The sequence below is a fragment of the Nonomuraea sp. NPDC050022 genome, assembly GCF_044460705.1.
Lineage (GTDB): Bacteria > Actinomycetota > Actinomycetes > Streptosporangiales > Streptosporangiaceae > Nonomuraea.
This window is the reverse complement of sequence record NZ_JBITKE010000006.1, coordinates 108944-121021: the sequence shown is the minus strand read 5'-3', so window position 1 is coordinate 121021 and position 12078 is coordinate 108944. Positions and strand designations below refer to the sequence as shown.

Genomic DNA, 12078 nt, shown 5'->3' with positions numbered 1-12078 from the left:
GGAGGCCGTACGGCACTGCCTGCCGCGCCGATCGCCCGACAGCCTCGAAGGTATGACCGACGGATATGACGTCTTGCTGCGCGACGGCGGGATCGCCCACGTGCGACCGCTGCGGACCGACGATCGCCAGGCGCTGCACGAGCTGGTGGACCGCTCGTCCGAACGCTCGGCCTACCTGCGCTTCTTCACCGGCGGCCGGAACACCGCGCACTCCTACATGGAGCGCCTCACCAGCGACAAGTACGACGGCCACGCCCTGGTGGCCGCCTTCCGGGGCCGGCTCGTGGCGGTCGCCGAGTACATCCCCATCCGCGACGGCAGCGCCGACCTGGCCATCCTCATCGACGACGCCGTGCACGGCCATGGGCTCGGCACGCTGCTGCTGGAGCACGTGGCCCTGGACGCCGCCACGCACGGCGTGCGCGAGCTGATCGCGGACGTCTTGGCCGAGAACCAGCCGATGATCAAGGTGTTGCGGGACCTCGGCCTGGACCTGACACAGCGCTTCGACGGCGGCATGCTGCACCTGGCCATCGCCGCCGAGCCGACCGCGCGGCTGCGCGCGGGCATCGAGGCCCGCGACCACGAGGCGGAACGCGCCTCCCTGGCCCGGGTGCTGGCCCCCCGCTCCGTGGCGGTGATCGGCGCCGGCCGAGATGAGCGGGCCGTCGGTCACAAGGTGCTGCGCAACCTCATCGACGCGGGCTTCGAGGGCCCGATCCACCCGGTCAATCCGAACGCGACCGAGGTGGCCGGGCTGACCTGCCACGCCACGGTGCCCGACGGTGTGGACCTGGCGGTCGTGGCGGTGCCCGCCCGGCACGTGCTTCAGGTGGCCCGCGACTGCGCGAACGCCGGTGTGGCCGGACTGGTGGTGCTCACGTCGGGGTTCGCCGAGGCCGGGCAGCGCGAACTGGAGTCGCAGCTGGTGCGCGTCTGCCGTACAGCCGGGATGCGGCTGATCGGCCCGAACTGCCTGGGCGTGATCAACACCGCGGCCCACCTGAACGCCAGCTTCCTGCCGCACCATCCGACCCCGGGCCGGGTCGCGCTGGTCTCGCAATCCGGCGCGGTCGGGGCCGCGCTGCTGGAACGGCTGAACGTCTCCTCGTTCGTCTCGGTCGGCAACAAGGCCGACGTCAGCGGCAACGACCTGCTCGAATCCTGGGAGGACGACGACGGCACCGACGTGATCGCGCTGTATCTGGAGTCGTTCGGCAACCCGCGCAAGTTCGCCCGCATCGCCCGCCGAGTAGGCGCGCGCAAGCCGGTGTTGCTGGTCAAGAGCGGTCGCGGCGGCGCGGGAGATCGGGCGGTGCGCTCGCACACCGCCGCCGCGGCCACCCCCGACGTCGCCGTGGACGCCCTGGTCCGCGCCTCGGGGGTGATCCGGCTCGACAGCGTCCATGAGCTGATCGACACCGCCAAACTGCTGTCCGCCCAGCCCCTCCCCCAAGGCCGCCGGGTGGCGATCGTCGGCAACTCGGGCGGTCCTCAGGCGATGGCCGCCGACGCCTGCGAGCAGCAGGGTCTGGTCGTTCCCGAACTGCCGCCCGGCCTGCTGCGGGCCCGTGCCGCCGCCGCGCTGGGCAACCCGGTGGACCTGACCGCGGACGCAAGCGCCGAGGAGATCGGCGCCGCCGTCGCGGCGCTGGCCGCCTCGCCGGAGGTGGACGTGGTCTTGGCCGTGTACACCCCACCGTTCGGCTCAGGGCTCGAGCAGACTCGGCAGGCTCTCTCCATCGCCGCGAAGGGGGCGGGCAAGACCGTGCTGGCCTGCGTCGTCGGCCATGACACTCTGATCGACGGCCACCTGCCCAGCTACGCCTTCCCCGAGCAGGCCGTGCAAGCGCTCGCGCACGCCGTACGCTACGCCGAGTGGCGCGAGCGTCCCGCCGAGCCGGCACCCGCTTCCTTCCGCGTGCACGAGCGGACGGCGCGGCAGCTCGTACAACAGGAGCTGTCAGCCCATCCGGACGGCAGGTGGCTGTCCCCCGTGACCACCGCCCGGCTGCTCGACTGCTACGGCATCACGATGGTGGAATCGATCGAGGTGGACGGCCCCGAGGCCGCCGCGGCGGCGAGCGAGCGCGTCGGGCCGCCCGTCGTCCTCAAGGCCGTCGGCCCGGTGCACAAGAGCGACATCGGCGGCGTCCGCCTCGGCCTCCGAACCGCGGAGGAGGTGCGGCAGGCGTACCACGAAATGTCCGCGCACATCGGCCCGCAGATGACCGGCGCGACCGTCCAGCGCATGCTGCCGGGCGGTGTCGAAATCATCATCGGCGGCGTCAACTACCCGGCCTTCGGCCCGCTGGCCATGGTCGGCATGGGCGGCGTCATGGCCGACCTGCTGGCCGATCGCGCGTTCCGGGTGCCGCCGGTCACCGACCCCCTCGGCATGATCGCCGAGCTGAGCTGCGCCCCGCTGCTGCACGGCTACCGTGGCTCGCCTCCGGTGGACGTGGACGCCCTGGCCGACCAGCTCGTACGAGTGGGCAGGCTGCTGGAAGACCTGCCCCAGATCGCCGAGCTCGACCTCAACCCCGTCATCGTCGGCTCCGACGGCGCCACCACGGTCGACGCCCGCATCAGGGTGGCACCCTGCGAGCCACCGCCATCACTGCTCCTGCGGCGCCTGCGCTGACCGAACGACCGCCCTCAGCCGGGACTTCCGGCCCTACCCGCCGCGACCGCTACCACCCCCGTTTCCGTCACCCCGAAGGCCGGCCGGAAGGCCGAAGGCGGCACCCCCGCCGAGGCGCATACCGGCGGGCATGACGGGCCCTTCGCCTCCTGCCCGCACACATCCTGAAAGCGAAGCCGATCAGAAGGGAGAACAGCAGAGATGACCGTCACAAAGGAAGAGGTCAAGGTCCGCAGCACGGAGCTCGCCGACAAGATCAAGACGGTGATCCACGAAGGCAACGTCCGCCGGATCATCCTCAAGGACTCTTACGGCCACACCGTGATGGAGATCCCCGTGACCGTCGGCGTCGCGGCGCTCATCGTCGCCCCCGTCGTCTCGGCCGTCGCCGCGCTGACCGCCTTAGCTGCCGAATGGACCATCCAGATCCACCGCGATCCCGACCACGTACAGGACGAGCCGCCGCTTCCACCGGTGTGAACGCTGACAGGGAGGGCCGGGAAAGCGCGACGAGATCGCCCAGCATGGGCGAGTCCGGCCGGCTCGGCCACGGACTCCATGACTACCGGGACAGCACACCGTCACCCTGGCTGGGATGGTTCTGGCGGGGCGCGCACAACGCTGTTACCGTCGAAGACGGAGCGCCGGGAAGTCTGGTCGGCAACGTCATAACGGACCGGCTTCATGGAGGCGCCCATGCTCGGCATACCTGCCGTTCTGATCGTCGGGATTCTCAGCGTGACCGGGCTCGTGATGCTCGCCATCGCCGCCGATCACCTGGTGCTGGGCTCAGGGCGGCTGGCCGAGCGGCTCGGCATCCCCCCGGTCATCGTCGGCGTCGTCGTCATCGGATTCGGCACCAGCGCGCCTGAACTGGTGGTGGCCGGTACGGCGACCGCACAAGGGCATGCCGAGCTGGCGGCGGCGAGCCTGGTCGGCTCCAACATCATCAACCTTACGGTGATCCTCGGCGCGGGGGCGCTCACCGCAGGTCTTGCCGTACGTTCCTCGGTGCTGCGGCGCGAGGCGCCACTGTCGCTGGCCGCGGTCACGGTGTTCGCCATCGCCCTGCTGTACGGGCTGGGCCCGCCGGCAGGTCTCGCCTTGACCGTGGCACTGATCGGCGCGGCAATCTTGCTGGTTCGGTTCGGCCGCTCCGCCTCCCGCGACATCCTGGCCGCCGAAACCGACAACTACCTCGAAGCAACCGTGCGCCCCCGCCTCTTACCGGAGACGGTCCGGACGATACTCGGACTGGGCGGAACGCTCCTGGGCGCGCAGTTACTTGTGGCCAACGCCTCGGAGCTGGCCATCCGGATGGGCCTCTCGGCGCAGATCGTGGGATTCACCCTGGTCGCGCTCGGCACCTCGCTGCCGGAGTTGGTCACCTCCATCCAAGCCCAGCGCCGGGGCGACAGCGACCTGCTGGTGGGGAATCTGCTCGGCAGCAATCTGATCAACAGCCTCGCCGGCGGGGCGATCATCGGCCTTACCATGGGCGGCCAGGCATTGACGATGGCAGCGCCCCTTGTCGCCGCGATGGTGGGCGTCAGCGGCATCGCCTGGGCACTGCTGGCCCGCGGCAAACGGCTTGATCGAGCCGAGGCGTACCTGTTGCTGGTCGTGTATCTCGCGCTGCTCCCGCTGATCTCATAGCGGAGGGGTACGTCGGCCTCGGTGCGCCGGCAGGTCGTGCAATCGCACCGGCGGCAGCCCGCTCGCACACACCAGCTTGTGGAAGCCACCTCCCCACGCCGCAGCCCGCGCAGGGCCACCAGCCACCACAGCACGAACAGCGAATCCTCCCGCGCGAAGCGCAGAAAGGCAGCCATCAGCAGCGCAGGCGGGCGATGTAGCCGGGGCCTGCCGGGTCGCGTTCCAGAGCTTCCAGGGTCCACGCCGACTCGGCGACGGCGGCTGCGAGTTCGTCCGGCGTCGCGAGCCAGTACTCGAACCACGGCGTCGTCGTCGCGCCGTCTCATACCCAGGATACGCAACTATCCGCGAGCCCGCCCGCAGCGAAGGTTCCAGGTGTGGTAGTCGGCCTGGTCGGCGCCGCCGTCGCCGGGGTCCATGTCCCAGCCGATCAGCTGTGGCCCGGGCAGGCCACCGCAGCACGGCGCCGCCAGGACCTCCGGCGCCGGCACCAAGCCGCCCAGCAGGCCAAAGTAGGCACGTAAGGAATGTTGGCTGGCCTGCAGACATATGCTCCGGAGGCGACATCGCGCCGACGATAACGATGGACCTCGGATGGCACCCGATCCCTGCCGAGAGGGGCAACTCGTTAGATGGGTGGCCGAGAAGACGATGGATGCACCTCTCACGGCGCACCCACACCGTGCCCATCGCGGTCAGGACCTTGTCGGCGACGCCCCGTACGAGGTCCGCCTGAGGCGGCGGGCGATGGGACCACCTTCTCCGAGGCCGCTCTGGACGACGATGATCCAATATGCGAACATACGTTCGACAAGCATCCTTAAGAATGGAGTGCATGTGCGCCTCTCAAGCTCTGGCCGTGCTCCTCTTTCCCACCGATTAGTCGCCCTGGCTGGGTCCCTGTTCCTGGCAGCGGTCCTGCTCGTCGCTCAGACACCCGCCGCCTCGGCCGCCGACACCGTCACCGACCTCGGCGTCGCCGCCGACAGGGGCGGCGACGTGGTGGCGCAGAGCGGCAAAATCTTCGTCGCCGCCGACGATCGGATCGTGGTCACCAAAAGCGACGGCGCGCTCATCGACACGATCAGCGGCCTGTCCGGTGCCGTGGCCCTGTCCGTGGCGGACAACGGCAGGAAGGTGTACGCGGCTCTGCGCGATTCGCATGAAGTGATCGAGATCGACATCGCAACGCTCGCCATCACCAAGCGGATCGACCTCACCGCCTACCCGTGCCCGTCCACGCTGGCCCAGTCGTACGAGCGGCTGTGGGTCGGATATGGGTGCGGCCAAGCGGGGGAAGGAGGCGTCGTCGCCCTCGAGCTGTGGAGGCCGACACCCACCCTCGTCCCGGTCGGGCCAGGCACGACGCAGCCTCCGCTGGTCGCCGTCGCCGGAAGCACTCTGGTGGCGGGAGAGCCGGGAGCCGACCCCGCCTCGATCAGGGTGTATGACGTCAGCATCACCCCGGCCACCCCGCGCGGCGAGATCCGCGCTGACACGTCCCTGCGGGACCTCGCCCTCGCCGACTACGGGTCAGCGGCGCTGTCGGCGCTGGCCGACACCCACCGGTTCGACGCCTGGGACACGACAACCAACGCCAAGGCACGCGCCTACGACAGCGGCGAGCTGAGCGAGCACGGCCTCCCCACCGCCGTCGCGGCCAGCCCGAACGGCGCCTACGTCGTGGGCGGCTGGAACTCCTCCGCAGGCGACGCGGCGGAGCTCGTGGTGTACGACCCGGCCACGGCGGAGGTGATCTACTCAGCCGACCACCAGGGCAAGGCGCTGGTGGCGGGCAGCATCGCCTTCTACGGCGTACTCACCTATGCGGTGCTGAAGGAGCCTGACACCGGGCGGATGCACCTCTGGCGGCTGCCGCATTCGCCTTACCACGCCTCCACCCTGACCATGACGGCTCCCTCCGAGGCGACCGCGCTCAAGCAGCTGACCTTCAGCGGGCGGCTCACGCTGAGTACCGGCGCGCTGCCCGGCGTGCAGACGCTTGAGCTGTACCGCTGGCTCCCCGACGGCACCTCCCGGCCCTTCCAGGAAGTCACCACGGAGGCGGACGGCACGTACCAGTTCACCGATACCGCACCGAAGTGGGGGTCGTACGAATATCGGTTGTACTGGCCGGGCAACTCATGGTTCAGGGGCAGCGGCGCCTCGGCCATCGTCGAGGTGGGCCTGTACCAGCCGGTGCTCACGGTGACCGGCCCGGCCACCGGCGTCGTCGGCGAGCGACTCGAATTCAACGGAACGTTCGCCGCCGACGGCATCACCTTCCCGCTCACCATTGTCACGGTCGTACGCAACGTCTCCAACCCCGATGGCACTACCTCGAAAGCCCTGGCCAAGATGACTGCCGCTGCCGACGGATCGTTCAGCTTCGCTGACACGCCGACGACGGCCGGCAAGCACACGTACGTCATCCAGCTGGTGGGGAACTCGACAATCGAGCCGGCGAAGACCACCCACGTGGTCGTCGTCTCCCAGCCCCCCGCGTAACCTTCCGGCGAGGTGACGGCGATCCGAATCGCCGTCACCCATGTCGTTGGGCACGCCGAACCACGGAACTCAGCCCGCTTGCCTGGGTCTTCCTGCCACGACGTGCACTTCGTAGTAGTCGCCGGGCGCGCGCTCCGGTCGGATGGTCAGTTCCCGGGGCTCGGACACCGGGGCGGATTCGGTGTGTTCGCGGGGTTGCGGGGCCTCGGCCTTGCCCCAGATGTTCTCACAAACATTTCCCAGAATCCTTCACCCCCCCGTGCTGACGCTGATCGTCGCTCTGGCCTGGCGCCGACGGCAGGGCGTGCTCGCAGCGCCGGTTCGTGGTGGCAGGTCAGGTGCCGGTGACGATCAGGCCGACCATAGGGAAGCCGCCGCCGCCCATCGTGGTGAGTCGCAGCGGGAGCGGCTCCGACTGCCGCGAGGCGGATGCCGAGCTATAATCACCAGGTCGCGAAAAACGATGTTCCGCGGGTCCTTCCGCAGGATATCGCTCGTACATCGATGCAGATGGTTCTGATCGGTGAGCGTCTCCTTGCCGATGCCGGGCATCCCGCCCGCTCCCGGCACTGCACATCGCCGGCGCGTGTCGGCGCAACAGAGGAGCGCAGCATGCAGAAGACCATCGCCATTGTCGGAGCAGGCATGGGCGGGCTGACGCTCGCCCGGGTGCTTCAGGCTCACGGCGTCGCCACGACGATCTACGAGGGTGAGGCTTCGGCGACGACCCGCGCGCAGGGCGGTCTGCTCGACATTCAGGTAGAGACCGGACAGGTCGCGCTTCGCGCAGCCGGTCTCTACGACGAGTTCCTCACTCTGGTCCGCCCGGGTGAGGACGCCAAGTGTGTGGTCGACTGCCACGGCACGATCCTGTTCGACATGCCTGCGGACCCCGGTTCTGCCCGCCCTGAGGTGGATCGTGGCGAACTCAGGCGCCTGCTCATCGACTCGCTGGCTCCCGGGACGATCAGGTGGGGTCACAAGCTCGCCTCGATCCGGCACCGCGTGGAGGGTGGCTACGACCTCGCTTTCGCGGAAGGTTCCGACACGCGCGCCGACATCGTCATCGGCGCGGACGGTGCCTGGTCGAAGGTGCGTCCGCTGCTCACCCCCGCCAAGCCTCTCTACAGCGGAACCTGCTTCATCGAGATCGCCCTCGCCTCGGGCGGCCAGGACTGTCGGACGAGCGTGGCCGCGATCGGCAGCGGCACGCTGATGGCGGTCGCGCCGGGCAAAGGCATCATCGCCCATCGCTACGCCGACGGGCACGTGCGCGGATACGTGGCGCTGAACAAGCCCGAGGAGTGGATGAGGTCGATCGACTTCGGCGACCCGTCCGCTGGCCTCCGTCAACTTGCCGACGAGTTCGATGGCTGGTCGCCGCTGCTCACCGCCTTCGTGACACAGAGCGACGCGGAACCGTGGCTCCGAGCCATCTATGCCCTGCCCGTCGGGCTTAGGTGGGACAGGGTGCCCGGCGTGACGCTCGTCGGCGACGCCGCGCATCTGATGTCGCCCTTCGCCGGCGAGGGTGCGAACCTCGCCATGTACGACGGCGCTGACCTGGCGAGCAAGCTGGTCGAGCAACCCGACATCGAGGTCGCGCTCACCGGCTACGAAGAGCGGCTGTTCCTACGTGGTAGCGACGCCGCCGGCCGCTCGGCGAAGAATCTGGAGATCTTCTTCGGCCCGGAAGCACCGCAGAGCGTAGTCACTCTGTTCGATCACTCCTGATACCTCAGTCCGGTTTCGCGATCTTGTCGCGGACCCGGCGGGGGCCGGGTACGGCCATCGCTGATCATCGGGGGTTGCGCGGACTCCTGAAGATCGTGCGGTGGCCGCAGGGCATAGCCCAGACCCTGCCCGTTGGTGGGCGGTGCGCGAGCGGCACTCCCGGACCGTGACGTCGATCTGCCGTCACCGGTCCAGGACCCGCCGGAATTCGATCACCTGGCGAGCCTAGCGGCCACGCCCGCCCGGGCCGAGCGACGGACGGGGACCACGTGACCACGCCGGTGTGCCAGCCACATGAACACGACGGTGGCCACCACGCCGAACACCACGGCGTACACACTGCCCTCCGGTCCGAAGTCGCCGCCCGTGACCAGCGCTGGACCCGACATCGTCGCGTCCAGCAGGCCCTGCGGGGTGTTGCTGCCGGACACCTTGGTGCTGAAGATGGCGCTCGCGGCAATGTTCCAGCCGAAGTGCAGACCGATCGGCACCCACAGCTTGCGGGTGGCGATGTACGCGGCGGTCAGCATCCCGCCTGCCTCGATGGCGATAGCGATGGCGCCCCACAGGGTGGCGTTCGCGTTGAGCAGGTGGATCAGGCCGAACAGCGAGCCGGTCAGCACGAGCGCGATCCAGGTTCCGGTCCAGTGCTCGACGTTCCGGAACAGGACACCGCGGAAGACCAGCTCCTCGGTCACGGCGGCACCCGCCATGATGCCGAGCAGGCCGACGGCACTCGCCGGCGTGCCCAGGCCGTTGATCGTGTAGTCGCCTAAGAAGGCGATGTTCGCGATGACTGCCCCGAACAGCGCGATGCCGAGCAGCGTGCCCCAGCTGATCCCCGCGCCTGCTCCCTTCAGCGACACCTCGACGGGGGCCCGGTGCTCGGTGCGCCGCACCACCCAGCCGTAGACCAGGACCGCGACGACGGCCGTCAGCAGGCCGGCGACGAGCGCCAGCCAGGGGTTGTCCTTCACCGCCGCGGTGCCCAGATTGCCGAGGATCCAGACCGCCACAACCGCCAAGAGCTGCCATATCAGACGCACGATGACTCCTTCGTGAGAATCCGCGGCGGGAGCGCCGCGGGCTACTAGCAGGGTGCGCTCAGCCGGGGAGGTCGACGCCGAGGGCGACGTCGAAGGTCCCCGCGCCGTTGCGGGCCAGGCCCATCAACAGCGGCCCGACCCCTTCCAGCCAGCGGGCACCTGGGCCGGATGCAAAATCGCGGCCTGGTGTCCCGCGAGCGGTGCCTCGCCGACCAACGGGGGGCGGTAGTCGCCATCACTCCCCGGGGCAGCGACCTGATCAAGATCGCGGCTCCGCAGCACGTGGCCGACGTCCGCGATGTGCTCATCGAGCATCTCACCGCGACAGAAACGGCGATGCTCATCACCATCGGCGACAAAGTAGCCGAACGGCTGGCGGCGCTGGAACACAAGCACTGATACCCGATCCCGGACCTCATCGCTCACGAACTGCGTGCGTGTCAGAATCCCGCTGGCGCCAGCACAACTGTTTGCTATGCACGACCCACAGCTACGACCCGCTCAACGCCTGACTTGATCAGCGACATGCCCTTGGAAGGCGCGGCTCACGGGTGCGGGGCGGCGCTGAAGGATGCTGACTTGCGGGGTGCGAACCTGAGCGGGGCGCAGCTGTATCACGACAGCGCCCGGGCCACCGCCCGGCTGGTCCTCAAAGCGGCTCGCAAGACCGCACGCAAGGTCAACAACGCCTGCCCCGGCGTGTGACTCACATGTGTCTCACCGTGACTCACGATGAGACGACTTGACTACAGAATCGGGAAAACCGCAGGTGGAGGTTGTAGGGCGCCCGGGGCTCGAACCCGGAACCACGGATCCTGAAAGGTGAATCTTTCCTTAGCCAAGCCGCCTCGGCCCGCACTGCGGTGTACCAGCTGGGATCATCCCCGCGCGGGGATGGTCCCTATTTGAAGGTTGTCCGGCTCTTGGGTGGTCACAACCGGCCGGTGCGCGCGATCACCTGGCTGGCGAAGTCAAGCATCTGGTCAAGGCTGGGGAACAGTGCGAAGGCGTCCACGAACGCCTCGTCCGCACCGGATTCGGCCAAGCGCTTGAGCTTGTCGGCCAGCGAATCAACGGACGTGCCCGGTTCGAGGTTGATACGTATGGCCTTCTTCAGCGCGTCGGGATCGCGGCCGGCCTCCTGCGCCGCCTGGCGCGCGAGCGACCACAATCGGTCGGCGACCTCGTCCGGCAGAAACTCGATCCCGAGCCAGCCGGTGGCGCTGCGGCCGACCCGGCGCATCGCGGCCTCGCTCGCGCCGCCGATCCAGATGGGCGGCCCGCCCGCTTGCACCGGGCGCAGGTCGGCGTGTACTGGCGGCAGCGAGAAGAACTCGCTGTCCCAGGACACCGGGTTGGTCGTCCACCACTCGTGCAGGAACGCCAGCAAGTCATCGAGCATCCGCCCGCGCCGGTGCCAGTCCGCGCTGCGGGAGATATCGTGCTCGTCCTTCATCCACCCGAGTCCCACGCCGACCTCGAGACGGCCGTCGCTGAGCACGTCGAGCGTGGTCAGCATCCGGGCCAGGTGCGGCGGCTCGTAGTAGAAGGTGCTGAGCGTGCTGGCATTCAGCCGCACCCGGCTGGTCGCCGTCGCGGCGACGGTCCACAGCAGCACCGGGTCGAGGTAACGCTTCATCTGCGGCGGGTACGGCTGCTCTTTGCCCGGATAGATGCTATGCATGTCGACCGGCTGGACCAGGCGATCGCCGACCCACAGCGTGTCGTAGCCAAGGTCCTCGATCCCGCGGCAGAACGCGCTCAGGCCGGCGGCGCTGCTGATAGCGGGCCCGATTATGGGAAGTGTGAAACCAAGCTTCATTGGGGGGGTCCTTTCGGTGATCCGCCTCCCGGAGCGGCTCAGACGGGAAGTTCGGTGATGCTGAGGGCGAAGTCCAGGTTTCCCACCCCGTGGTTGGCGAGGCCCACGGTGATCACGCCTGCTCCTTCCAGCCAGTGCGCCATTTTCAGGCCGCCGACGTCCAACGGGCGCAGCCCGAGGCTCTGGATGAAGGTCTCCACGCTTGCCTTGGCCTGCGCGCTGTCGCCGGCGATGAAGACGTCGGGTCGACCCTTCTCCAGGACATGACGGAAGATGGTGTTGAACGCCTTGACCACGCTGGCGCTCGCCGGAGCCGCCTTGGCGACTTCCTGCGCGATCGAGGTCTCCTCGCGGTGGGCCAGCCCGTCGAACGTGGAATTAAAGGGATTGCTGATGTCGACGACAACCTTGCCCGCGAGAGCGTCTCCGTACTGGGCGACGACCGGCACGACACCGTCGTACAACAGGGCCACGATGACGATGTCCCCGGCCGGGGCGGTGCCCCATTCTCCCGTCGTGGCGCCGCCGCCGAGAGCCTTGGCCAGGTCAGCGGCCTTGGACTGATCGCGGCCCATGACCTCGACGGTGTTGCCGCCCGCTACCGCCCGCGCGCCGATGGTGCGGGCCATGTTCCCGGTGCCGATGATGCTGATGCTGCTCATGAGATG

At 68.9% G+C, this 12078-nt stretch carries 11 protein-coding genes; 7 read left to right on the top strand and 4 right to left on the bottom strand.

The features are described 5' to 3' along the window. Positions 1-52: 52 nt before the first annotated feature. The 3 genes from ACIBO2_RS26380 to ACIBO2_RS26370 all read left to right on the top strand — a co-directional run bounded on the left by ACIBO2_RS26380 (position 53) and on the right by ACIBO2_RS26370 (position 4300). Positions 53-2644, top strand: a complete 2592-nt coding sequence (locus ACIBO2_RS26380) for a GNAT family N-acetyltransferase (RefSeq protein ID WP_397300099.1) — start codon at positions 53-55, stop codon at positions 2642-2644. A 201-nt stretch (positions 2645-2845) separates the two neighbouring features. Next, on the top strand, positions 2846-3124 hold the full coding sequence (locus ACIBO2_RS26375; protein WP_358556751.1) for a DUF4342 domain-containing protein: 279 nt from the start codon (positions 2846-2848) through the stop codon (positions 3122-3124). Between the two features lie 216 nt (positions 3125-3340). Continuing rightward, complete coding sequence (locus ACIBO2_RS26370; protein ID WP_397300096.1) at positions 3341-4300, top strand: sodium:calcium antiporter; 960 nt, start codon at positions 3341-3343, stop codon at positions 4298-4300. A gap of 341 nt (positions 4301-4641) precedes the next feature. Here the strand turns inward: ACIBO2_RS26370 and ACIBO2_RS26365 are convergent, their stop codons facing one another. Then, positions 4642-4791, bottom strand: coding sequence for a hypothetical protein (locus ACIBO2_RS26365; protein WP_397300093.1), 150 nt, complete (start codon positions 4789-4791; stop codon positions 4642-4644). A gap of 346 nt (positions 4792-5137) precedes the next feature. Between ACIBO2_RS26365 and ACIBO2_RS26360 the strand changes: the two genes are divergently transcribed. Together ACIBO2_RS26360 and ACIBO2_RS26355 are read left to right on the top strand one after the other, a co-directional pair. Beyond that, positions 5138-6808, top strand: coding sequence for a hypothetical protein (locus ACIBO2_RS26360; RefSeq protein ID WP_358556759.1), 1671 nt, complete (start codon positions 5138-5140; stop codon positions 6806-6808). 510 nt (positions 6809-7318) lie between these two features. Further along, complete coding sequence (locus ACIBO2_RS26355) at positions 7319-8542, top strand: FAD-dependent oxidoreductase (protein ID WP_397300090.1); 1224 nt, start codon at positions 7319-7321, stop codon at positions 8540-8542. A 212-nt stretch (positions 8543-8754) separates the two neighbouring features. On the opposite strand, the gene ACIBO2_RS26350 is transcribed toward ACIBO2_RS26355, so the two are convergent. Continuing rightward, positions 8755-9588, bottom strand: coding sequence for a lysostaphin resistance A-like protein (locus tag ACIBO2_RS26350; protein ID WP_397300087.1), 834 nt, complete (start codon positions 9586-9588; stop codon positions 8755-8757). A gap of 168 nt (positions 9589-9756) precedes the next feature. Here ACIBO2_RS26350 and ACIBO2_RS26345 point away from each other — a divergent pair, with 168 nt between their 5' ends. Both ACIBO2_RS26345 and ACIBO2_RS26340 read left to right on the top strand, forming a co-directional pair. Further along, complete coding sequence (locus ACIBO2_RS26345; RefSeq protein ID WP_358556768.1) at positions 9757-9987, top strand: hypothetical protein; 231 nt, start codon at positions 9757-9759, stop codon at positions 9985-9987. Positions 9988-10113: 126 nt separating this feature from the next. Further along, positions 10114-10293: a pentapeptide repeat-containing protein gene (locus ACIBO2_RS26340; protein WP_358556771.1), complete on the top strand. Its 180-nt coding sequence runs from the start codon at positions 10114-10116 to the stop codon at positions 10291-10293. 226 nt (positions 10294-10519) lie between these two features. Here the strand turns inward: ACIBO2_RS26340 and ACIBO2_RS26335 are convergent, their stop codons facing one another. Continuing rightward, complete coding sequence (locus ACIBO2_RS26335) at positions 10520-11410, bottom strand: TIGR03619 family F420-dependent LLM class oxidoreductase (protein WP_358556774.1); 891 nt, start codon at positions 11408-11410, stop codon at positions 10520-10522. Between the two features lie 38 nt (positions 11411-11448). Beyond that, positions 11449-12072, bottom strand: a complete 624-nt coding sequence (locus tag ACIBO2_RS26330; RefSeq protein WP_358556777.1) for an NAD(P)-binding domain-containing protein — start codon at positions 12070-12072, stop codon at positions 11449-11451. Positions 12073-12078 lie beyond the last annotated feature (6 nt).

Coding starts and splice junctions, on each gene's coding strand:
- ACIBO2_RS26380 (WP_397300099.1), top strand. CDS start 53: ATGACCGACGGATATGACGTCTTGCTGCGCGACGGCGGGATCGCCCAC.
- ACIBO2_RS26375 (WP_358556751.1), top strand. CDS start 2,846: ATGACCGTCACAAAGGAAGAGGTCAAGGTCCGCAGCACGGAGCTCGCC.
- ACIBO2_RS26370 (WP_397300096.1), top strand. CDS start 3,341: ATGCTCGGCATACCTGCCGTTCTGATCGTCGGGATTCTCAGCGTGACC.
- ACIBO2_RS26355 (WP_397300090.1), top strand. CDS start 7,319: ATGGTTCTGATCGGTGAGCGTCTCCTTGCCGATGCCGGGCATCCCGCC.
- ACIBO2_RS26345 (WP_358556768.1), top strand. CDS start 9,757: ATGCAAAATCGCGGCCTGGTGTCCCGCGAGCGGTGCCTCGCCGACCAA.
- ACIBO2_RS26340 (WP_358556771.1), top strand. CDS start 10,114: ATGCCCTTGGAAGGCGCGGCTCACGGGTGCGGGGCGGCGCTGAAGGAT.
- ACIBO2_RS26335 (WP_358556774.1), bottom strand. CDS start 11,410: ATGAAGCTTGGTTTCACACTTCCCATAATCGGGCCCGCTATCAGCAGC.
- ACIBO2_RS26330 (WP_358556777.1), bottom strand. CDS start 12,072: ATGAGCAGCATCAGCATCATCGGCACCGGGAACATGGCCCGCACCATC.